Origin of the sequence: Pedobacter miscanthi, assembly GCF_003315595.1 — a bacterium.
In the GTDB taxonomy this organism is placed as follows: Bacteria; Bacteroidota; Bacteroidia; order Sphingobacteriales; family Sphingobacteriaceae; genus Pedobacter; species Pedobacter miscanthi.
In genome coordinates this window covers 1-22,075 of sequence record NZ_QNQU01000016.1, presented here as the reverse complement: position 1 = coordinate 22,075, position 22,075 = coordinate 1, and the positions used below count along the sequence as shown (strand labels likewise).

Genomic DNA, 22,075 nt, shown 5'->3' with positions numbered 1-22,075 from the left:
AATGGCAAAAATATTAGTTACCGGTGGAACAGGATACATAGGTTCGCACACAGCTGTAGAATTACACAACGCAGGATACGAAGTTGTAATTATCGACAATCTTTCTAATTCGAATATCAAAATCTTAACCCAGCTACATGCCATCACCGGCAAATGGTTTGATTTTCACGAAATCGACCTTCAGGATGATAAAGCGGTGCAGGAATTTGCAGAAAACCATACCGATATTGATGGGATTATTCACTTTGCAGCTTCAAAGGCTGTTGGCGAATCGGTAGAGCAACCATTAAAATATTACAGGAACAATTTTTATGGCTTAATCAACTTGTTAACTTCTTTTAACAGGAAGATCAACTTTGTATTTTCTTCATCATGTACCGTTTATGGTCAGCCAGAAACTTTGCCGGTAACCGAAGCTGCTCCGGTGCAGAAAGCAGAATCGCCTTATGGTAATACTAAACAGATTGCTGAAGAAATTTTGGCAGAAACAGCTGCGGTAACACCTGATTTAAATGTAATCGCATTGCGTTATTTTAATCCGGTTGGTGCACACGAAACCGCTTTGATCGGCGAATTGCCAAACGGTATTCCTGCAAACCTGGTTCCTTTCATTACTCAATCGGCCATTGGTAAACGCGGCCCGATTACCGTTTATGGTAATGATTACAATACACCAGATGGTTCGGCTATCCGCGATTATATCCATGTGGTAGATCTTGCAAAAGCACACGTTGCCGCTATCAAAAAATTAGAAGACGGAAACCCGAACGGTAATTACGATGTTTTCAATATCGGTACCGGTAAAGGATCTTCAGTTTTAGAGATTATTACAGCCTTCGAAAAAGTGAACGGTGAGAAACTGGATTATAAGATTGGTCCGAGGAGGGCAGGTGATATTGTGCAGATTTATGGCGATGTACAGAAATCGAACAACGAACTCGGCTGGAAAGCCAATCTGGATATCAATGAAATGATGCGCTCGGCATGGGAATGGGAAAAATACATTAAGGCTAACCCTTTTTAAATGAAATTATCGGAGCACAAAGATTTAAAGACCGCCATTACAGAACTGCCTGTTAAAGAAAAAGACAAGCTGTTGCTGCGTTTGGTGGCTAAAGATAAAGTGCTTACCGAACACCTTCATTATAAATTATTAGAGGACGAAACGGATCTGGAAGACCGGAAAGAGAAGATCAAAACTGATGTAGAAGAACAAATTGCCGAACTGAAAAAGCTGAATGCCAAAGAAGCGTTGGTAAAGGTTCGGAAAATGATTACTTCGGTTAACCACTTTTATAAAGTAACCAAAGATCCTGTTGGGGAGGTAGAGCTTAAATTGTTTATCCTCAATGCCGTGCCTTTTGACTATAAAAAATCAATTTTTGGTTACCGCGATTTTATGATGCTTTTTAGTATATATTACATCAAAACGGTTGCGGTAACTTTAAATAAGTTTAAAAAACTGCACGAAGACCTGCAGTTTGATTTAAGTGAAGATGCAAATCATCTGCTCGATAAAATCTATTCTTCTAAATTGGCAGGTGCTGCCGAAGCCAGTAATCTGCCCAAAGAGATCAGTTAAAATTATGACCTGCCATTATGTTCGGATTATTTAAAAAGAAGAAAATAGCACCCGAATTTAATTTCTCCGGTATTAAAACGGATATGCACTCGCATATTATCCCGGGGATTGATGATGGGGCACAAACATTGAAAGATGCTCTTTTATTGGCCAAAAAGTTTAAAGCATTAGGTTATCAAAAACTAATTGCTACACCACACATCATGGCCGATTATTTCCGCAATACTCCTGATACCATAAACCGTGGACTGGATATTTTAAGAAAAGGCCTCCTGGAAAATGAACTCGATTTAGAGGTTGATGCCGCTGCCGAATATTATCTTGATGAAACGCTGGAAAAGAAAATCAGGCAGAAGGAAGTGCTCACTTTTGGAGAAAATTACCTTTTGTTCGAATTATCTTATATCAATCCGCCACAAAACCTGATCGGTTTTATTAAGATCATGCAAGACGCCGGCTATAAACCCGTTTTGGCCCATCCCGAAAGGTATCCATACTATTATAGCTCATTCGAAAATTACCACCAGATCAGGGAAACGGGCTGTTTATTACAATTAAATTCGATTGCTTTAACCGGTTACTACGGTTCGGGAGCGGAAAAAATAGCCGAAGAAATGGTAGATAACCACATGATCGACTTTTTGGGGAGCGATATGCACCATTTAAAACATGCCGCTGCACTTGAAGAGAGCCTCACAATGCCATTAATGCAACAGTTGCTTACGCAACATCAGCTTAATAATGCATTGCTATAGATTAGGTTAACTGTTTAAATTGGTTAATCGGTTAACTGTATAACACTTCCCTGCAGTTAACCAGTTTAAACAATTAACCGATTAACCTTCTGTTATTCGTACCTCAACGCTTCTACCGGATCCAGTCTCGAAGCTTTTTTAGCTGGGTAGTATCCCGATAAGATGCCTACCAGTACACAAAGCACAAAGCCGCCGATAATAAATAACCAGGGGATTAAAAATGAGCCACCCATGGCGAGGGAAATTAAGTTACCCAAAACAATACCGAGGAAAATACCAAATACACCACCCATTAAACAGATTACTACTGCCTCAATTAAAAACTGACGGCGGATAACCTTTGGATTTGCACCAATGGCCTTACGAATGCCGATTTCGCGTGTACGCTCCGTTACCGATACCAGCATGATGTTCATTAAACCGATTGAGGCCCCAATTAAGGTGATAATACCAATCGCCACACCGCCAATGGCAACAAATGCCAGGTTTTCGAACAGTGTTTGGGCAATTGCATCACTTTTGGTAATTTCGAAGTTATTGGTTTCGTTTACTTTTACCTTACGGATATTTCTGAATAAGGCAGTTGATTCGCCAATGATGTTTTCCTGCATTTCATTGCTCGGAACCATAACGGTTATCGTATAAGAAGGATTGGCATTGGCATTAATCTGCTTTGCTTTCAATAGCGGAACATATACGGCCCTATCGCCGCTAAAACCCATACTCGATCCTTTTTTCTCCAGCACACCAACAATTTTGAAACGGTTGTTTCCTACATTGATCAGTTTATCCAATGGATCGGCGCCTTTAAAAAGTTTTTCAACAACCTCACCACCCACAATACAAACATTGCTACCCAGTTTAATTTCAGAAACGCCAAAATTTCTTCCCTGCGAAAGATTTAACCCTTGCGAGGCTAAACCATTCTCATCAATACCCTGCACATTGATATTCGGGTTTGTTTTTAAACTGCCGTATTTTACTGTAGAACCACCACTGGCGAAAACGCTTACTGCTACCGTAGCAGGCGTATTTAAGCTATCTTTAAACTTAAGGGCATCTTCGTAGCGGATGGCTTTAAAAGGTTTTGGCCTTTTACCGTTACCGATTCTGATGCCCGTACCACGGTTCCTGATGGTAAACGAGTTGGCCCCCATGCTACTAAAAGCATCTGTCATACTTTTTTTTACAGCATCAAGTGTGGTTAAGATCCCAACGAGGGCCATTAAACCGATGGCAATAATTAAAGCAGTAAGCATGGTACGCAAGCGGTTAGCTTTAATAGATTCTAATGCCAGTCTGATGTTTTCTCTGTAATTCATTTATTGTAAGTATCAAGTCAGGTATCGAGTATCAAGCATGAGGGATGGGGTTTACCCTATACGCTACACCTTTTGCCTTAAACCTTTATGTGTAAAAATAAAAAAAGTCCCGATGTTTAGACAAGGGGACTGCACTATATGTTACAATAATATTTTATTTATGCCGAGAAACTCGTGCCACAGCCACAGGTGCTGGTTGCATTAGGGTTAACGAAGGTAAAACCACGAGAGTTTAAACCATCCTGCCAGTCGATCATCATGCCCATTAAGTACATCTGGTGTGCTTTGTTCATGAAAACTTTAATGCCGTCGATGAAATATTCCTGATCACCGTCTTTTTTCTGGTCAAAACCCAAAACGTAGTTCATGCCGGCACAACCACCGCCTTCTACGCCAACACGTAATCCGTAATCTTCACCGATCTCCTGCTGATCTTTTAATTTATATAACTCTTTAGCTGCGCCTTCAGAAAAAGTAACGGGTGCAAATGCTGTATCAACTGTTGTGCTCATGTTATTTAAATTTTATCTGTTACAAATATAAATAATAATGCACATTTTTGCTTTTAACGGTTCGTTAATATTACCGTATTTAAACAATACTTATGAATACCCAACAGATTTTAATTGATGTAGTGATCTTATTTGCAGGCATTTTTGCCGCGTTAATGGCCGTTTATTATATCCTAAAGAGCGATATCCAACAATTTTTCAACTTAAAAACCATCGAACTCAATAAAGAAAGCCGTGCACACATTTTGCCGTTAAGATTACAGGCACACGAACGTTTAATCATATTTATTGATCGTATTAACCCTGCCAACCTGCTTGTGCGATTACATCAGCAGGGTATTGCAATAGGTACTTTGCAGGCCGGAATCTTAAACGAAGTGCGGTCAGAATATCAGCATAACATTACCCAGCAACTATACGTAGATAGTGTAACCTGGAATGTGGTACGCAAATTAAAAGACGATACCATTGCCATGATCAATAATGCCGTACAAGGTTTACCAGCAGATGCAAACGGAATTGAACTAAGTAAAGCGATTTTACAGCACATGGCGAGTATTGAGGAGAATCCTTACGATTTAACCATCGAGCTGATTAAGAAAGATATCCAGCGATTGTTTTAAGCTTGGGTTAACTGGTTAATTGTTTAAATTGGTTAACTGTTGCATGGATTGAAATATACCACTTTACGATTAACCAGTTAACCAGTTCGAACGATTAACCTAGGAGGGCAATTAACCGATTAACCAGTTTCGACAATTAACCCTTGATGCGATTAACCCTGCAATACAATTAACCAATTAACCGGTTTGTACAATTAACCAAAAAACAAATGAGCGATAAAAAACATACTACCACTTCGGGCATTGAGATAAAGGCGTTGTATACGGAGGCAAAGCCAATGGAAGAGCGCCCTGGCGAATTTCCGTTTACAAGGGGTATCCAGAAAGATATGTACCGTGGGCGCTTATGGACAATGAGACAGTATGCAGGTTTTTCGACCGCTGAAGAATCGAACAAACGTTATCATTATTTACTCGCCCAGGGCACAACAGGTTTGTCGGTTGCGTTCGATCTTCCTACACAGATTGGTTACGATTCTGATCATGAAATGGCAGATGGAGAAGTTGGAAAAGTTGGGGTAGCCATCGATTCGTTAAAAGACATCGAAATTTTATTCGACGGTATCCAGCTGAAAGATATCACCACCTCGATGACGATTAATGCTACCGCTTCCATTTTATTGGCCATGTATATTGCACTGGCTAAAAAACAGGGTGCAGATTTGAAACAGATTTCGGGCACTATCCAAAATGATATATTAAAAGAATATGCTGCCAGGGGCACTTATATTTATCCGCCAAAGCAATCGATGCGGTTAATTACCGACATTTTTGAATTCTGCAGCAAAGAAGTACCCAAATGGAATACGATTTCTATTTCAGGTTACCACATCCGCGAGGCCGGATCAACAGCGGTACAGGAACTCGCTTTTACACTGGCCAATGGAAAAACTTACTTAAAAGCTGCTTTGGATAAAGGTTTGGACATTAATGTATTTGCAAAACGTTTATCATTTTTCTTTAACTGCCACAATAATTTTTTCGAAGAGATTGCCAAATTCAGGGCTGCCAGGCGGATGTGGGCAAAAATTACCAAAAATTTAGGCGCTACTGACGAAAAAGCCCAGATGCTGCGGTTCCATACGCAAACCGGGGGCTCAACCTTAACCGCACAACAGCCCTTAAACAATGTGATCAGGGTAAGTAACCAGGCCATGGCCGCGGTTTTAGGTGGAACACAATCTTTACATACCAATGGATACGATGAGGCACTTTCGCTTCCGACAGAATCTGCGGCAAAGATCGCACTGCGAACCCAACAGATTATTGCTTTTGAGAGTGGCGTTACCGATACCGTAGATCCACTGGCCGGGTCGTTCTTTGTAGAAAGCCTGACTGATGAGGTTGAGGCTGCTGCATGGGCTTATATCGATCGTATTGATGCCATGGGTGGATCTGTTAATGCCATCGAAAGCGATTACATGCAGAATGAAATTGCCGGTGCTTCCTATCAATATCAAAAGGAAATCGAAAACGGAGATCGGATTTCGGTTGGTGTAAATAAATTTACCCAGGAGGAAGAAGGTTTAACCGAAGTTTTCAATATCGACGATTCGATCCGGAAACTACAGTCTGAAAAACTGGAGCATTTAAAAACCATACGTGATCATGCTGCCGTAGAAAAGGCATTGCATAAATTAAACGAAGCTGCAAAAAGTGATACCAACCTGATGCCACTGATTATAGATGCAGTTGAAAAATATGCTACACTCGGCGAAATTGCCGATGTATTCAGAAACACTTTTGGTGTTTACTAAATTCATGTTATTGAGGTTCTTTTTCGACCTAATATACTGATAAAAGTATTTCCGCAACGTTATCCGCTAACCATTAGGTTACGGAGTAAAACTGTCGTAAAACTTATACAAATATATGCAATGTTGAATTTGCATAAACCATATATTAACACTAGCTTTAAAAAGATGCCTGTTTCTTTTAACTATGATGTTGATTTTCAATCTATTCAGATTTAACAGGAGCTAAAAGGCTTATTTTGAGCTTAAAATGGCTTGGATTTTGCTTTTTAAAAGCGATTTGAAATTAAACGGAGATAATCAGGTTAAATAATTGTAATGTGGATAACCAGTGTTAATAAATAGTTATCAACATAAAAAATTGAGGTTAAGCAGGCTACTATATTCCTTATCAGTGCGTTACGATTTATTTGAAATTTTTGTTTAAAATGTTGATAATTTTCTCAATATTCGTAGTCCCGAAACGGACCGTCCCTTTATTTCGAATCGGCACTGTAAACCAATAAATTATAGAAATCGCAATGGAAAAAACTTGTACAGAAGTGTGGAAGAACTGTCTTCAAATTATTAAGGATAATATTCCGAACCAAAGTTTCAAAACCTGGTTCGAGCCAATAACTGCCCTTAAATTGGAAGGTAAGGTTTTAACCATACAGGTGCCAAGTTTGTTCTTTTACGAATGGCTTGAAGAACATTATGTAGGCTTGCTACGCAAGACTGTAAAGAAACAACTTGGAGAGGATGGCAGGTTGGAATATAACATCGTTGTAGATAAATCATCAAACAGCGGTAATCCTTATACTACCAATATGCCCTCAAATGGAAATGGAGCGGAGGCAAAGGTACAATCGATGCCGATTCCGGTTTCCATTAATAAGGATATTAAAAACCCTTTTATTATCCCCGGATTAAAGAAATTAAACGTTGATCCACAATTAAATGCCAACTACACCTTCGAAAATTATATTGAGGGAGATTGCAACCGTCTGGCACGCTCTGCAGGTTACGCTGTGGCGGCTAAACCAGGAGGTACGTCTTTTAACCCTTTAATGATTTACGGTGGAGTGGGCTTGGGTAAAACCCACCTGGCGCAGGCAATCGGTAACGAGATTAAGCACAGCATGCCGGATAAATTGGTGATCTATGTAAGTTGCGAGAAATTCTGCCAACAGTTTGTAGATTCATTAAAAAACAACACCATTAACGATTTCGTTAACTTTTACCAGGCAATGGATGTAATCATTATGGATGATGTACACAATTTTGCGGGAAAAGAAAAAACACAGGATATCTTCTTCCACATCTTTAACCACTTACACCAATCGGGCAAACAGGTGATCTTAACATCTGATAAAGCACCGAAAGATTTAGCTGGTTTGGAAGAACGTTTGTTAAGCCGTTTTAAATGGGGACTTTCTGCTGATCTGCAGATCCCTGATCTTGAAACACGTATTGCCATTTTAAGAAAGAAAATGTATGCCGATGGTATTGAGTTACCTGGCGAGGTTGTAGAATATGTTGCACACAACATTGATAACAACGTACGTGAGCTCGAAGGTGCCATGGTATCACTTCTGGCACAAGCTACCTTAAATAAAAAGGAAATTGATTTGGCACTGGCTAAACAGATGCTTAAAAACTTTATCAAAAATACTTCTAAAGAAATTTCAATGGAGTACATCCAGAAATTAGTTTGCGAGTATTTTGAGGTTCCTGTTGATATGGTTAAATCGCAAACACGTAAACGCGAGATTGTTCAGGCACGTCAGATTTCGATGTACCTTTCAAAAAGCCATACCAAATCATCATTAAAAACAATTGGAGCTTTCTTCGGTGGCCGCGATCATAGTACTGTAATCTATGCCTGCCAAACCGTAGAAGATTTAATCGATACCGACAAAAAGTTTAAAGCTTACGTACACGATATCCAAAAGAAACTAAAAATGAGCTAAACCTGGTTTATGGGCAGAAAGGTGAAGGGTTTAAAAGTAAAATCTTTCGTCCATCTTCAAAGTTTATGCACAATAATAAAGGCCTGATATTTATCGGGCCTTTACTTTTTGCCTTCTATTAATTTATAAAAATCATCCTTGTACAAATCACCAAAAGGAATAACCGCGTCGCCGATGTAAATCCTTGCCCTTTCGATACTGTTTATCTTTTTTAACGCAACAATAAAAGACCGGTGTACCCTGATAAATTGCTTTTTGGGAAGCTGCTCTTCGGTTTTTTTAATGCTTTGAAGCGATAGTATTTTTTCGGTTTTGGTTTGTATAGCTACGTAATTTTGCATGCCCTCTACAAAAAGGATATCATCTGTATTGATTTTTACCAGTTTGTATTCCGTTTTCACAAAAATGAAATCATTTTCGGGTTCAGCCGGCTGGTAGGCGATTGTAGTTTGCGTTGCTACGGTTAAACTAAAATGGCGGATTACTTTTTGTACCGCCTTGTAAAAGCGCTCAAAAGAAACAGGTTTAAGCAGATAATCAATTGCATTGTTTTCAAAACCATCCAAAGCATATTCTGCATAAGCCGTAGTGAGGATAATCTGGCATTTTTCATTCACGATTTTCATAAACTGTACGCCATTAAGTTGCGGCATCTGTATATCCAGAAAAACAAGTTCCACATCATTTTTCATCACAAAGTCCAAAGCCTCCAATGGGTTGGTACTGCTAAAAGCCAGTGTTAAATCCGGAATTTTGCCGATATAATCATTCAGGATATCGATAGCAAGCGGCTTATCATCTACAACAACGCAACGGATCATATATTTTTTATATTCAGGTGAACGGTAAAAGTATCATTTTCATCAATAATGCTGATTTCGTGCCGGTCAGGATAAATCAGCGTTAACCTTCTCTGTACATTGGCCAGCCCAATTCCTCCGGTTTTATCTTTATAATCTTTGTTTTTCTTATTAAAAACTTCAAAATCAAAATCGTTTTCATTGATCGAAAGTTTAATCCTCACCGGATTCTCGGGATCATTTACAATACCATGTTTAAAAGCATTTTCTATAAAATTGATCAATATCAGTGGTGCAATCTCCCTGTCTTTATAATCGCCATTGATTTCCAGATTGATATAGGCAATACCTTTTTGCCCTATTTCGTATAATTCGACTACATTTTTCAGGTAGGCAATCTCCCTTTCAACTGACGCAAACCTATCGTTACTTTCTTTAAGCATGTACCTTAACAGTTCCGATAATTTTAACACGGCTTCGGGTGCCATCTCCGCTTTTTGGTAGGTGAGTGAATAAATATCGTTTAGGGTATTAAATAAAAAGTGCGGATTGATCTGCGATTTTAAGTAAGCCAGTTCGGTTATGGCCTGTTCTTTTTCCAGTTCCTGTTGTTTTTTCTGCGTTTCAAAATATTCGTCAACATAACTTATCGCAATGCTAAAAAAAATGTATACGTAGTTTTCAAATAACAATGTTTGAAACGATAGCCAGAAATTTAGTTTATCGATGTACACGTAAGAATACCAGCCGAATTTTTGTGGCAGCAGTGTTGCGTATACATATTTGTGGATGGGGGCGAGCAGGGAGAAAAGTACAAAAAGGCTTATAATGTAAAGTACAATTTTTTTTGTCCTCACCAGTTTGGGTACCAATAGCAGAAAGCTGGTGTAAAAAATGCATACCGGAAAAAAAAGAACAATGAGTTTAACACTTAGGGTTGATACAACGGTTGCAAAACTTAAATCGTTAAGGTTATAAGTCTGGAAACCGAACAAAAATTCTTTTAGCCATAAAATGAGCCAGTAGCCAATATGTAAGTATATAAAATACGCTTTCTTCATTTCCTAAATTTGCTAAAAATAGCATAATCACCTTATAAGGCGAGTTTAAAAATTACGAACAGGTAAAATTTATACACAAAAACCGTAATTGTAATGTTTTGGCCTTTCAGGCTGAAAGAAGGATTTCAGCAATGAAATTCGGGCTTTAGTCAATTACATCCATTGTTGTTTTCTTTTTCTGTCAATTTTGAGGAAATATATAATCAGAATATGGCTAATTTATTGAAGCTAAAATACATCCTGTATACTTTGGTATTGATAGTTGCTTTTAACCGGGTAAATGCACAGGCAATTAACGAAACCGATAAATGCTTTCTTTTTTTTAAAACATGGAATTTTCTTAAATATTATCACCCACAATTTGCAGGTGGAAAAAAAGACGCCGATTCTTTTTTTCTAAATAAGCAGTTTCTATTAAACAAGGTAAGCAATAGAATAGAGCTGAATGCCTTGTTGGCTGGAATGATTGATGATTTGGATGGTAGCACTGCTGGCGATTTAAAAAACGCCGATTTTAAAACTTTGGAAAATAATCTGCTGCACAAGTGGTACCTGAAAAATGATTTGATAAATGGCACATTAAAAAAGAGATTGTTAAGTAGCTATCTCCAGCGTGATACATTAGGCCAACATTATGTGCCTGCAAAAAATTATGATTCCGAGATTCCCAACGAGAGGGTTTACAAATATCCCGACAGTACAAATTTACCTCCTGAAATGAGGTTACTTACCCTTGCAAAACTCCAGGGGGTGATCGATTATCTTTACCCGCACAAAAGTTTAATGAATGAAAACTGGGATCAAACGGTTAAAAACAATATCCTGTTATTTAAAAAGTGTAATTCACGAATGGATTATGAGATCCTGTTATTAAAAATTGTTGCCAAATTAAACGATAGTCATGCCTACAACCGATTTTATAATACATTAATTTATAAGAAAGAAATTTTTAAAAATAGTTATTATCCGCCTTTTGCCTATAAGATTTTAGATGATAAAATATTGGTGACCAAAGTTATCGTACCAACCTTGTGTACTGAAGCTGGCATTAAAGTTGGCAATTTAATTACTGCAATTAACAAACAATCGGTAACTAAGCGAATAAACGGATTGGGTGAGCTGCTTTCTGCTTCAAACCGCAATACTTTGGTTTTTAAATTGAATGATTATGTAACCAATTTTATTTGGGCTGGCGATTCTGCTCATTTTCAATTGGAAATTTCTTCGTCAGGTAAGAAAAAGCTGATCAATGCATTATTTGTAACTCCCGAGAACAAAGCTGAGCGGAAAACCATTAGTAATTATCTTATTACTAAGGCTAAAGTTGAAGCAACAAATGAGCCTTTTCGGATATTAAACAATAAAATTGCCTATTTCAATATCGATAGCATACATGAACTTTTGAATGGGATAAATGAAGATCGCGTTGATGCCAGAATGGATTCTATTTTTAACCTGGCTGCCCAGCAAAAAGGTATAATTTTCGATATGCGCGGATATCCACATTGGGGTGGTTTTGTTTTCCATTATATCTATAAAAAATTTGCCAAACAGCATAACATTTTTGCACAGTATTTTCAGGCTGATGTTAAAAATCTGGGACACTTTTCTTCAATCCCCGGTACTTTTACTTATTATCCTGATGGAGAAATTACTGATCATTACAGTTATAAAGGCAAGGTTTATATTATTGTTAACGCCCAAACCCATAGTTTATCTGAATGGAATACCATGAACTTACAGTTTGTATTTCCAAATGCAATTACCATAGGCGAACAAACATCGGGTGCAGATGGCGACGAAAAATCAATCAATATTCCCGGTAACTACAGTATTCATTTCACTGGTAATGCAATTTATTATCCTGATGGTACGCTTGCCCAAGGAAAGGGAGTAAAAATCAACCAGACTGTAAAATCAAAGATTTCGGATATACTTACTGGTGCGGATACTCAACTCATTTTTGCTGTTAATGCCATTAAATAACCTTTTATAAAATATAACTTATTATGAAAAAAATCCTGATAATGGTATTTCTCTTTATCACGCTTAAATCTTTTAGTAATAAAATGCTAAAAACTGAGCGCGATAGTATTAAAGTTTATGTGCAAAATGCGCTTAACATGATCAAAAAGAGAGCGGTAAACAGTTCTAAAATGAATTGGGACGAAATCTATCTTGATGCAGAACAAAAAACGGATCAAGTAAAAACGATCAGGGAAACTTACCCGATTATAAAAGAAGTATTGGAGAGACTAGGTGATTCCCACTCCAAATTTTTTCCGCCCGAAATGGTCGAAGCGTATGTAAAAGGGTACCGGGCAACGGGGCAATCCTTTCCGGAAATAGAAGCGAAAATTCTGGAAAACCGTTATGCCTATATTTCCTTACCTGCGTTTTACAGCTATAATATGAACGAATGGCGTGAATTTGTAAATGATTTCAGATCGGCTTTATCAAAACTGGCAGCAGAAAAGCCAAAAGGATGGATACTGGACCTGCGGGATAACGAAGGTGGCATGTTTGCGCCCATGTTTGCTGCAATTTCACCTTTAATCGATCAGCCTGATGCTATAGGGTGGGTAAATGGAAATGGGAAAAACATTTTTTTTAATTTTAAGGATGATAAACTGTTCGAAAATAAGAGAGCCGTTTATATGATTAAACTCGATCCTCAAAAAATAAAAATCAAAAGCACTAACCTGGCGGTACTGATTAATGAAAAAACAGCCAGCAGCGGAGAGTTTGCAGCAATATGTTTTGCCGGACAAAAAAATACCACAATTGTAGGCAATAAGACCAATGGATTAACCTCTGCGAACCAGGAGCATAAACTTAGCGACGGTGCATTTTTGGTACTAACAGAAGGCATTACCATCGACCGTAATTTAAAACGTTACGAAAAATTAGGGGAAGGTTTGATAGGGGATGTTAAAGTTGGAAAGCTTACCGGAAATACTGAAAAAGACACACAGTTATATCTCGAAAAGGCTTATCAAGTATTGGAAAAGAAGATGGAGCGCTAAAAAAATAGGATATGTCATTAGAATTGTCAATCCTGAGCTTGTCGAAGGATCTACCTTAACATTGCAAGAGGCATTTCAACTACAATCTCTGACTTATAATTTCTAGTGAGTTCGATTAATATTACGAAATTAGTGTTTTAGAAATACCTATTTCAGATTGATCGTCATGACGTCCCAATTTTCATATCGAAATCCGTATCTTTTTAGCATGAAGGACCCTGAAATAAATTCAGGGTGACGATTATTTTAATAAATTTACATTTTTTCTATTTCATCCAAACCATATAACAGCGCCGCAACATGCAGCGCCTGTGCTATTTTATTTTCCTTGATCAATTGTTTCACTTCCTCAACCGTATATTCTTCTACATTTAAAATTTCGTGTTCATCTAAATGCTGTTCGTGGGTTTTAACCCCACCGGTTAAAAAATAAGTAAAGGTCCGGTTATCTGATGTTGCCGGATTGGGATAAAGCTCTGCTATAAATTTACAAGTTTCGAAACTGTAGCCTGTTTCTTCTAAAAGTTCACGTTTAACTGCAAATTCTGGTGATTCATCACCATCTATTACACCTCCCGGTACTTCGAGCGAAATAATATCGGCTGCATGGCGGTATTGGCGCACCATAATTAACTTTCCTTCTACTGTTAAGGCAATCGCATTTACCCAGTTCGGATATTCGAGTACATAATAATCGTCTTTTATAACCCCACCCGGAAGTTTAACTTCATCTACCCTTAAAGTAGCCCACTTTTCTCTTACTAAATATTTAGAGGCTAATTTCTGCCACTTTCCTATAATCATTTATCTACTTTGTTTGTTTGGCGCTGGGCGATAAGCGCTTAGCGCAGGTATTGTTGTATTGTTTTCTGACGGTGCAGGTTTACCAAATGTACAATCTTATGCTGATCGGACAAATATTGATAAACCAGATTAAGTTTTGGAGCAATCAGTTTATTCCGTTCTTCGCTGATACCCAGTTCGTAGTATAAAAACTCACTTAACGAATCCAGTTTTTCAGGAGGGAGATCATCTTCGTTCAGCCATTTTTCAAAATCAGTTATATCTTCGCTTTCAAGGATTTCTTTTGGAAGCTGAAAGCCATTTTGCATTGTTTCGTCGAAAATAAGGCTGGCCTCTGCCAATTTACCTTCCAATTTTAGCCCCATTATACGCGCCAAAACCTGGGCAAGTTTCTGTATTTCGGCTGTAATTAAATCTCTTCTGTACATGGATGTTGTGATGTTGAAATGTTGTTTTGTTGGAAAGTTGTAATGTTCTTACGATCCAAAACCAATTAACCAGTTTGGCGCTGTGCGTATCGCGATCAATTATCCATTCAAACCAATAAACTAATGACTAATGAACCAACCTACCAGCTTCCGCTTGATCCGCCACCGCCAAAACTCCCGCCGCCAAAACCGCCAAATCCTCCACCACCACCGCCTGATGAGCCACCGCCCCAGCCTCCGCTGCTACGGCCGCCACCGCCGCTTCCGAAAAGCATGGCCCAGAATAAAGCATTAGATGCACCCCTGCCGCCTATTACCTGACTGCCGCCTCCGCCACCTTTCCTCATAATAATGATGATGATGATAACAATGATGATAATAATGGCAATGCTGCCCGAACCGCCTCTGCCTTTTGAAGCAGCTTTTGGGTTATCATTTTTGTATTCACCCCGGGTATATTTAATAATAGATGTAGTGCCTTCATCTAAACCTGCATAATAATTGCCAGCCTTAAAATTGGGCTTAATATCATCATCGATAATGCGTTTAGCATAAATATCAGGCAGGGCGCCTTCTAAGCCGTAGCCGGTTTGAATCGAAATTTTCCTGTCGCCAACAGCTACAACGATCATAATTCCGTTGTTTTTACCGTTTTGGCCAACGCCCCATTTTCTGCCCAGTTCTACCGCATATTCGTTAATGTCGTAATCGCCAACCGATTTTAAAATGGCGATGGCAATCTGTGTGGATGATGAATCGTTAAAAGCTACCAGTTTATTTTCCAAAGCCTGTTTTTGGTCGGCAGATAACACATTGCTATAATCATTAACCAGTGTAGTTGGCTTTTCAGGAAAATCCTGCGCAAAAGCAAAAACGGATAATAAACTAAATAAGGATAAAAGGAATATTTTTTTCATTGGTATAAATTTATTTTCACTGGCAATGAGGCTATTGTGTTCCATTTACCACTGAGTAATTTTGAAAGCCATAATGGTTTCATCGCTTATTTGTTTTCTAAGTTATCCATAAAAACGATATCGTTTGGCAATTCGTTGATATCACCTTTTTGCGGAGGAAAAAATAAAGCCAGTTTCTCTCCGGCCAGTGCAACCCCGGCAATAATGCCATCGGCTAAATTGCCTTTTGCAAAATGGGCCGTCATGGCAATTTTAGTCGTTTCCCAAAAATCTTCAGGTACCTGCTGATTAATGCCAACATCGCCAATGATGGCAAATTTATGATCGGCATGAGCGAGATAAACCAGTACGCCATTTCTTCTGGCAGTTTTGTCCATATCCAGTTGATGGAAATATTCGATGGCTTTTTCATAGGGATCGCCTTCACAAAGTTTATCAATGGCAATCCTGATCTCTCCCGAAGTTGCTTTTTCGGCATCTGATATGGCGTTTGCGATCTTTTCTTGTTCTATATCCGAAAATAATGACATGTGCTTATTTTTTATAAGAAGTAAAAAGGGTAATAAATGCTTATTAATAAACATCTATTACCCTCTATGTTTTAATAGGTTCTTAAAATTCTACTTTAGGCGCATTTTTTGCAGAAGCATCAGCCTCAAAATAGCCTTTTGGTTTAAATCCGAACATTCCTGCTGTTAAATTGGTAGGGAACGACCTGATTTTACCATTGTATTCCTGTACAGCATCATTAAAATCTTTACGTGCAACCGTAATCCTGTTTTCGGTACTTTCTAACTGTGCCGATAAATCGCTGAACTGTTGTGTAGCCCTTAATTCAGGATAATTTTCGGTGATGGATAATAATTTACCCAAAGCCTGACTCAACTGGCCCTGTGCTTCCTGGAATTTCTGGATGTTTTCCGGTGATAAATCATCAGCTTTAACGGTCATTTGAGTCGCTTTTGCACGTGCCTCGGTTACCGCGGTTAATGTTCCCTGCTCAAATTTAGCGGCACCTTTTACAGTTGCAACCAGGTTAGGAATCAGATCGGCCCTTCTTTGATATTGCGTTTGCACTGTTCCCCATTTCGATTTAACGTTCTCATCCAGTTTAACCATGCTGTTATATCCGCACGAACTTAAAGTACTTACCGCAATTACTGCAGCCAGAATTCCAAATATTAATCTTTTCATTTTTATGATTTTTGTCTTTTTAAGCAAATCGATTATAGTTCAATTTACGAATTAGATATCAAATTGCATGCCTTTGTTACACTTTCGATAATTATCTGCCAGGTTGACAAGCTTAGGATAAAGTTTAAACTGATGTTTTTTGTTTGAAGCGCAAAGTCTTTCGCTTTTTTTAATGTTTGTTCCCGCTCTTCGCTATACTTCGTGTCCGCTCCGATCGGGGCTAAAAACTTCCGTTTGTGGCACAGAAAACCAGCACAGGTAAACATAATTTAACCACAGATAAAAAGGATATGCACAGATGTAAAAATCCGTGTTTATCTGTGTGCATCTGTGGTTAAAATCCTGAAATAATAACATTTAGCAACAGAATGCTAAATAGTATTAATTATTCTTTGTAGTTGCCTATCTTTGTACCATTCGGGATAAAAACCCGACTTGATATGCAAAAAGACATCGAAATTACCTTGCTCCCACACCAGGTTGAGCAAACTGAAGTTATCAAACAGAAACTTGCCGAAGGGTTAAAACTACCTGAATCGAGAGTAAAAGGCTACCAAATCCTGAAAAGATCAATCGATGCCCGCTCCAGAAAAGTGATTTTCCGCCTGCAGGTAAAGGTTTTTATAGATGAAGAAGCCCTGCCTCAAGTTTATACCGTCAATTATCCTAATGTGAGCAATGCCAGGCCCGTTATCATCATCGGGGCTGGTCCGGCTGGTTTATTTGCTGCCTTGCAATGCATCGAGAATGGATTAAAACCCATTATTATCGAACGTGGTAAGGATGTTAAACAGCGCCGCAGGGATCTGGCCGCTATAAATAAGCAGGGTTTAGTCAATACCGAATCGAACTATTGTTATGGCGAAGGTGGAGCCGGAACCTATTCTGATGGTAAATTATATACCCGTTCCAACAAACGTGGCGACATTAATAAAGTACTGCAGGTTTTTGTAAACCATGGGGCAGAGCCTGATATTGCCATTGATGCCCGTCCACATATTGGTACCAACAAACTTCCCCATATCATCACGGCTATAAAAGATACCATTTTAAATGCCGGTGGTGAGGTGATGTTCGATAGCCGGATGACTGATATTTTAATCGAATTCGGGCAGGTGAAGGGCATCGAAATTAATTTTGAAGAAAAACTCCTTGCCGATGATATTATCCTGGCAACAGGTCATTCGGCCAGGGATGTGTACGAATTGTTGAACAGTAAAAACATCCTGATCGAGGCAAAACCTTTTGCTTTGGGTGTGCGCATTGAGCATCCGCAGGAAATTATCGATTCTGCGCAGTACCATTGCGATATCCGGTCGGAATTTTTACCACCGGCATATTATAGTTTAGTAGAGCAGGTTGGCGCCAGGGGTGTATTTTCGTTCTGTATGTGTCCGGGCGGGATTATCGCACCCTGTTCTACCGGCGAAAATGAAATTGTGGTAAACGGCTGGTCTCCATCCAAGCGGAATAATCCCTATGCTAACTCCGGCACGGTGGTTCAGGTTACCCTGAATGATGTTCAGGGCTATGATCCGTTAAGGATGTTGAACTTTCAATCAGAAATCGAAAAAGCTGCCTTTGAGGCCGGCGGAGGCAACCTGGTTGCACCGGCACAACGTATGGTCGATTTTGTGAATAATAAATTATCGCTCGATCTGCCAAAAAATTCTTACCTACCAGGCACTAAAAGTTCCATGCTCGATAATATCCTGCCTGGTTTCGTATCCGATAGTTTGCGTGTAGCATTGCCATTATTCGGAAAAAAAATAAGGGGTTACTATACCAACGAAGCCATTTTGGTAGGGGTAGAAAGCAGAACTTCTTCGCCCGTAAGGATCCCGAGGGATAAAGAAACCTATCAGCACCCACAGGTAAAAGGTTTATATCCATGTGCCGAAGGTGCGGGTTATGCAGGCGGAATTGTATCGGCAGCTATTGATGGAATCAACTGTGCAAACGCAATATTGACCGCATCTTAGCAAACTTTATATTATACCATTTGTTGTTTTGGTATGTTTAATATCACGAACGAAATCAAAAAAGCTTTCAATGGCGATGCATGGCATGGCAATCATGTAATGCAAACCTTGAATAATGTTGATCCCGAAAAAGCATTTAGCCATTTTGTGCCGGGAGCGCATTCAATAGCAGAAATTGCACTGCATTTAACTGCCTGGACGGAGGAAGTAAGTTCAAGATTAACTGGTAAACCAGCTGCAGAACCCGAAATGGGCGATTGGCCGGAGCCTGAAGCCACAACCCCACAAGCCTGGGAGCGCATTATTTTTAATTTTAAAATTGCCAACGAGGAACTCATTCGTGCTTGCGAAGCACTTAAAGATAACCAGTGGAATGATGAAGTGAAAAGTGAGCGAAATCCGGTTCTAGGCTCAGGGGTAAGCAATGTAGAGTTGGTAAGTGGTTTGGCACAGCATCATGCATACCACTCAGGACAAATAGCGTTATTATCAAAATATTAACAATTAATAAGATGAAGAAAACACTGATTATTGGTGCATCGCCAGATCCTTCAAGATATTCGTATAAAGCGGCCCACATGCTCAAGCGTTTCAACCACGAAATTGTTAATGTAGGCATAAAGAGGGGCGAGGTTGCAGGGGTAGAAATCGAAAAACCAGGTGAAATCCATGATGATATCGATACGGTTACTTTGTATATAGGCCCTGCTTTGCAGCCTCAGTACCACGATTATATCCTGGCTACAAAACCAAAACGCGTGATTTTCAACCCGGGGACAGAAAATTATGAGCTCGAAAAATTATTGGATCAGCACGATATTGAGCCTGTTGAGGCCTGTACGCTTGTATTGTTAAGTACCGGCCAATATTAAAACCGGTATATTACACCCCAGTTTACAAAATCAGCCTGTGCAAAATGCATATAGGTTTTGGCTTGCAGGCCGATGTGCGGCGTAATATTAAAGGTTGGGCCGAATGTCCAGTACCAGGTTGCCTTTTCCATCAGTCTGTAGTAGTGGATATATTTCCCAATCTGGGCAGCAACGGTTATTCGCCATAAATTAATATCGGCACCAATACTTACACCGGTTCGCCACCTATCGTAAGAAGTTCCGTAATTCTGGAAAGTATCTCCATAGTTATTAGGATCAAAGGTGGTGTAATAATAAACGGCATCTGCCCCGGCTTTAAGCGACATTACTTCATTCAGGTAGAAATTATACCCTGCATATAGCCCGCTTTTATATAAACTCTTATCCCTGTTTCCAAATATACCCCTGGCACCTAAGCCGGCACTAAGTTCAATAGCGTTTCTTTGTAAAGTAGTATAGGTACTTTTTCGCTCGGCAGTTAATGCTTTTGGGTTATTCAGTTTCAGCCCGATATAAACATTGCCGGTATTTAAACCTCCGTTTGGTACCGTTGCCCCTCCGTTTGATACATGTAAAAAGCCAAAACCCAGTAATAAATCGGCGTATTTGCTAAATGGTAATTCCATACCTAAATCGGCCTTGATGGTTTCATTAATCGGACTCCCCAGAAACCTGTTTTTAGTATTATTGTAGTAATACTTGTTGGTATAACCCAAGCCCACGCCTGGTGTAAAGTTAAATTTAGCTTTTCCGATTTTAAACAACTGGAAATCCATTTGGGCCACCAAGCCATAAACCTGCCCAAATGCATGTTCAGATGTATCTTTTGTGCCTTTTAATTTGCTCAGATCCCTAAAAATAAATCCAATCCCATACGATTTGGCACCACTAAAGCCGATCCATTTATCGCTGTTTTGGCTAATATCTTTAAAATAAGCTGCATCAAATCCTGTAATCTGATCCTGGAACAAATGTCCCTGATCATTATTAATGTGTGTGCCAAATATTGGCTTAAAGATAATTGAATGGTTTTCTGGCGCAATCTGGGCATTTACCGAAGCAATGCCCACAATAATCATAACAATAGCGAGTAGTTGTTTTTTCATTAGCTTTTACTAAAACGGTAAGCAAGACTATAAAAGGCATATCTGTAACCAGTAGCACTGTTTTTAACCTCGTTTGATGTAAATGTGGCCGTATAATTAGCCGTCCACCGTGCAATGGCGAAAGTTAAGCCTACCTGGGTAGTAAAAACAAAAGGCTTTGGTTTAAATGTGATGGGGCCCTTATCATTCAGGAATAGGCCACCCTGTAAACTCGAATCAAAAGCTACGGCGTGCAATTGTGGACTAACCGAAAGAAAAAGTTCGTATTTACGCTGGGCTTTGTAACTATTATTATTACTTACTAAACTGTTAAAGGCAGAAGAGGCTTCCATATCATTAAATCTGCCCAAACGCAGCATTGCACCAAGGTTGGCTTTCGTAATTACGTTACCAACCGCGGCCGAAGCTGTTCCGGTAACATCGAAAATTTTGTTGTAAGTGCTTAATAAAAGCCTGTTGTATTCTGCACCCAGGTTAAGTGTTGGTTCACTATTTAAGCCATATTCCCATCCTTCAATCTGGTTTTGGCCAACCAGTTTATGAAACGCTTTCTGGAATTTTTCGCCCAGTGCATCTTTTCCTGTAACCCCAACCTGTGCCGAAACCTTTAACATTTGTTTATTTTCGTAAAACCGGCTATAATTTGCCTCTCCATATAAATATGCAGTAAAAGGCCTGTCGTGTAATGCCGGGTTCGGTACAAAACTATAATATGGATTGTAAATTTTTTGGCCAAGCTCAAACCCCATAATTTCTTTACTTCTGCCGGCTTTTAACTTTTCTCCGTTTAAAGCATGTCGGTACTTAATAAAAGCACCATTCGTATAATAGCGGTCGCTGGTGATATCAATATAAGCGTCGTTTTCAGAAATCACAACGAGCTCATTTTTATAATTTTGAGAATAACTGGTTTCTGCTATAGCGATAAATAGCAGTATAACATATAATTTAAGCATTAGCTTCATCTATATTGCCTATTTTTAAAAGCGTAAAAGTATTAAATATTGTTTATACTTCCGAAGTTTGATTAGGTATAGCGCGGGTGGATAGCTACGGAAGTCGAAATGTATTTTTCTTTTTTTCAGTAAAGCAGGTTCCGTGCTACTACATAGGTGTGTTCCTGCTATCCGCTTCAAAGCCTTGGCTCGTTCCTCACCTTCGGGTTTTCCGCTGCTATCAGGTTTATTTGGCTACCACTTCCGAAGTTTGAAAGGGCGGAGCGTAGGTAAACTTCGGAAGTCTGAAGCAGTTTAAACCTATCAGGTTTCCGAAACCTGATAGGTTTAGCAGGCGCCAAACACTCATCTTTCAAAAAAGTTTTGCCGAAGGCAAAACTTTTTCCTGCTGTAAACCATGTATTTACGGTAAAACACTCGATTAATAGC

At 39.1% G+C, this 22,075-nt stretch carries 23 protein-coding genes; 11 read left to right on the top strand and 12 right to left on the bottom strand.

Annotation, left to right across the window (positions count from 1 at the left end; genetic code table 11):
* Position 1 precedes the first annotated feature (1 nt).
* From galE to DRW42_RS17975, 3 genes are read left to right on the top strand one after another with little or no spacing between them, the layout of a single operon-like run.
* A complete protein-coding gene (galE, locus tag DRW42_RS17985) occupies positions 2 to 1,024 on the top strand; it encodes a UDP-glucose 4-epimerase GalE (protein WP_113950218.1) in 1,023 nt (340 codons plus the stop codon).
* The gene (locus tag DRW42_RS17980) at positions 1,025 to 1,582 is read left to right on the top strand and encodes a hypothetical protein (RefSeq protein ID WP_113950217.1); all 558 of its coding nucleotides are present in this window, start codon (positions 1,025 to 1,027) and stop codon (positions 1,580 to 1,582) included.
* A gap of 17 nt (positions 1,583 to 1,599) precedes the next feature.
* Complete coding sequence (locus DRW42_RS17975; protein ID WP_113950216.1) at positions 1,600 to 2,337, top strand: tyrosine-protein phosphatase; 738 nt, start codon at positions 1,600 to 1,602, stop codon at positions 2,335 to 2,337.
* Between the two features lie 92 nt (positions 2,338 to 2,429).
* Here the strand turns inward: DRW42_RS17975 and DRW42_RS17970 are convergent, their stop codons facing one another.
* Together DRW42_RS17970 and DRW42_RS17965 are read right to left on the bottom strand one after the other, a co-directional pair.
* On the bottom strand, positions 2,430 to 3,659 hold the full coding sequence (locus tag DRW42_RS17970; RefSeq protein WP_113950215.1) for an ABC transporter permease: 1,230 nt from the start codon (positions 3,657 to 3,659) through the stop codon (positions 2,430 to 2,432).
* Between the two features lie 158 nt (positions 3,660 to 3,817).
* Positions 3,818 to 4,171, bottom strand: a complete 354-nt coding sequence (locus tag DRW42_RS17965; RefSeq protein WP_113950214.1) for a HesB/IscA family protein — start codon at positions 4,169 to 4,171, stop codon at positions 3,818 to 3,820.
* Between the two features lie 92 nt (positions 4,172 to 4,263).
* On the opposite strand from DRW42_RS17965, the gene DRW42_RS17960 reads away from it, so the two are divergent.
* The 3 genes from DRW42_RS17960 (at position 4,264) to dnaA (ending at position 8,500) form a co-directional block, all read left to right on the top strand.
* A complete protein-coding gene (locus DRW42_RS17960; RefSeq protein ID WP_113950213.1) occupies positions 4,264 to 4,794 on the top strand; it encodes a DUF7935 family protein in 531 nt (176 codons plus the stop codon).
* A gap of 209 nt (positions 4,795 to 5,003) precedes the next feature.
* Positions 5,004 to 6,551, top strand: a complete 1,548-nt coding sequence (locus DRW42_RS17955) for an acyl-CoA mutase large subunit family protein (RefSeq protein WP_113950212.1) — start codon at positions 5,004 to 5,006, stop codon at positions 6,549 to 6,551.
* A gap of 518 nt (positions 6,552 to 7,069) precedes the next feature.
* Positions 7,070 to 8,500: a chromosomal replication initiator protein DnaA gene (gene dnaA, locus DRW42_RS17950; protein WP_113950211.1), complete on the top strand. Its 1,431-nt coding sequence runs from the start codon at positions 7,070 to 7,072 to the stop codon at positions 8,498 to 8,500.
* A 101-nt stretch (positions 8,501 to 8,601) separates the two neighbouring features.
* Here the strand turns inward: dnaA and DRW42_RS17945 are convergent, their stop codons facing one another.
* Entirely contained in the window at positions 8,602 to 9,321 is a 720-nt protein-coding gene (locus DRW42_RS17945; RefSeq protein WP_113950210.1) for a LytR/AlgR family response regulator transcription factor, read from the bottom strand.
* Complete coding sequence (locus DRW42_RS17940; RefSeq protein ID WP_113950209.1) at positions 9,318 to 10,361, bottom strand: sensor histidine kinase; 1,044 nt, start codon at positions 10,359 to 10,361, stop codon at positions 9,318 to 9,320. The genes DRW42_RS17945 and DRW42_RS17940 overlap by 4 nt, the downstream gene beginning before the upstream one ends.
* 210 nt (positions 10,362 to 10,571) lie before the next feature.
* Between DRW42_RS17940 and DRW42_RS17935 the strand changes: the two genes are divergently transcribed.
* Both DRW42_RS17935 and DRW42_RS17930 read left to right on the top strand, forming a co-directional pair.
* The gene (locus DRW42_RS17935) at positions 10,572 to 12,347 is read left to right on the top strand and encodes a S41 family peptidase (protein ID WP_113950208.1); all 1,776 of its coding nucleotides are present in this window, start codon (positions 10,572 to 10,574) and stop codon (positions 12,345 to 12,347) included.
* A gap of 23 nt (positions 12,348 to 12,370) precedes the next feature.
* Positions 12,371 to 13,387, top strand: coding sequence for a S41 family peptidase (locus tag DRW42_RS17930; RefSeq protein WP_113950207.1), 1,017 nt, complete (start codon positions 12,371 to 12,373; stop codon positions 13,385 to 13,387).
* A gap of 255 nt (positions 13,388 to 13,642) precedes the next feature.
* Here DRW42_RS17930 and DRW42_RS17925 read toward each other — a convergent pair whose 3' ends face one another.
* The 5 genes from DRW42_RS17925 to DRW42_RS17905 form a co-directional block, all read right to left on the bottom strand.
* Positions 13,643 to 14,191, bottom strand: coding sequence for an NUDIX hydrolase (locus tag DRW42_RS17925; protein ID WP_208643585.1), 549 nt, complete (start codon positions 14,189 to 14,191; stop codon positions 13,643 to 13,645).
* Positions 14,192 to 14,229: 38 nt separating this feature from the next.
* Complete coding sequence (locus tag DRW42_RS17920; protein ID WP_113950206.1) at positions 14,230 to 14,619, bottom strand: hypothetical protein; 390 nt, start codon at positions 14,617 to 14,619, stop codon at positions 14,230 to 14,232.
* Positions 14,620 to 14,759: 140 nt separating this feature from the next.
* Positions 14,760 to 15,536, bottom strand: coding sequence for a TPM domain-containing protein (locus DRW42_RS17915; RefSeq protein ID WP_113950338.1), 777 nt, complete (start codon positions 15,534 to 15,536; stop codon positions 14,760 to 14,762).
* An 86-nt stretch (positions 15,537 to 15,622) separates the two neighbouring features.
* Complete coding sequence (locus DRW42_RS17910; RefSeq protein ID WP_113950205.1) at positions 15,623 to 16,066, bottom strand: TPM domain-containing protein; 444 nt, start codon at positions 16,064 to 16,066, stop codon at positions 15,623 to 15,625.
* 82 nt (positions 16,067 to 16,148) lie between these two features.
* Positions 16,149 to 16,730, bottom strand: coding sequence for a LemA family protein (locus tag DRW42_RS17905; RefSeq protein ID WP_113950204.1), 582 nt, complete (start codon positions 16,728 to 16,730; stop codon positions 16,149 to 16,151).
* 440 nt (positions 16,731 to 17,170) lie between these two features.
* On the opposite strand from DRW42_RS17905, the gene DRW42_RS17895 reads away from it, so the two are divergent.
* The 3 genes from DRW42_RS17895 to DRW42_RS17885 are packed head-to-tail and all read left to right on the top strand — an operon-like array spanning position 17,171 to position 19,584.
* The gene (locus DRW42_RS17895; protein ID WP_113950202.1) at positions 17,171 to 18,712 is read left to right on the top strand and encodes an NAD(P)/FAD-dependent oxidoreductase; all 1,542 of its coding nucleotides are present in this window, start codon (positions 17,171 to 17,173) and stop codon (positions 18,710 to 18,712) included.
* A 33-nt stretch (positions 18,713 to 18,745) separates the two neighbouring features.
* Positions 18,746 to 19,213: a DinB family protein gene (locus DRW42_RS17890; protein ID WP_113950201.1), complete on the top strand. Its 468-nt coding sequence runs from the start codon at positions 18,746 to 18,748 to the stop codon at positions 19,211 to 19,213.
* Between the two features lie 11 nt (positions 19,214 to 19,224).
* Positions 19,225 to 19,584 carry a CoA-binding protein gene (locus DRW42_RS17885; RefSeq protein WP_113950200.1) on the top strand — a complete coding sequence of 120 codons (360 nt, stop codon included), beginning with the start codon at positions 19,225 to 19,227 and terminating at the stop codon, positions 19,582 to 19,584.
* Here the strand turns inward: DRW42_RS17885 and DRW42_RS17880 are convergent.
* The 3 genes from DRW42_RS17880 to DRW42_RS29095 all read right to left on the bottom strand — a co-directional run.
* Positions 19,581 to 20,690: an acyloxyacyl hydrolase gene (locus DRW42_RS17880; protein WP_113950199.1), complete on the bottom strand. Its 1,110-nt coding sequence runs from the start codon at positions 20,688 to 20,690 to the stop codon at positions 19,581 to 19,583. The genes DRW42_RS17885 and DRW42_RS17880 overlap by 4 nt on opposite strands.
* Positions 20,690 to 21,646 carry a lipid A deacylase LpxR family protein gene (locus tag DRW42_RS17875; protein ID WP_158544365.1) on the bottom strand — a complete coding sequence of 319 codons (957 nt, stop codon included), beginning with the start codon at positions 21,644 to 21,646 and terminating at the stop codon, positions 20,690 to 20,692. Before DRW42_RS17875 ends, DRW42_RS17880 begins: the two co-directional genes overlap by 1 nt.
* Before the next feature lie 176 nt (positions 21,647 to 21,822).
* Positions 21,823 to 22,075: hypothetical protein (locus DRW42_RS29095; RefSeq protein WP_208643584.1), on the bottom strand; the 253-nt coding region annotated here is incomplete at its 5' end.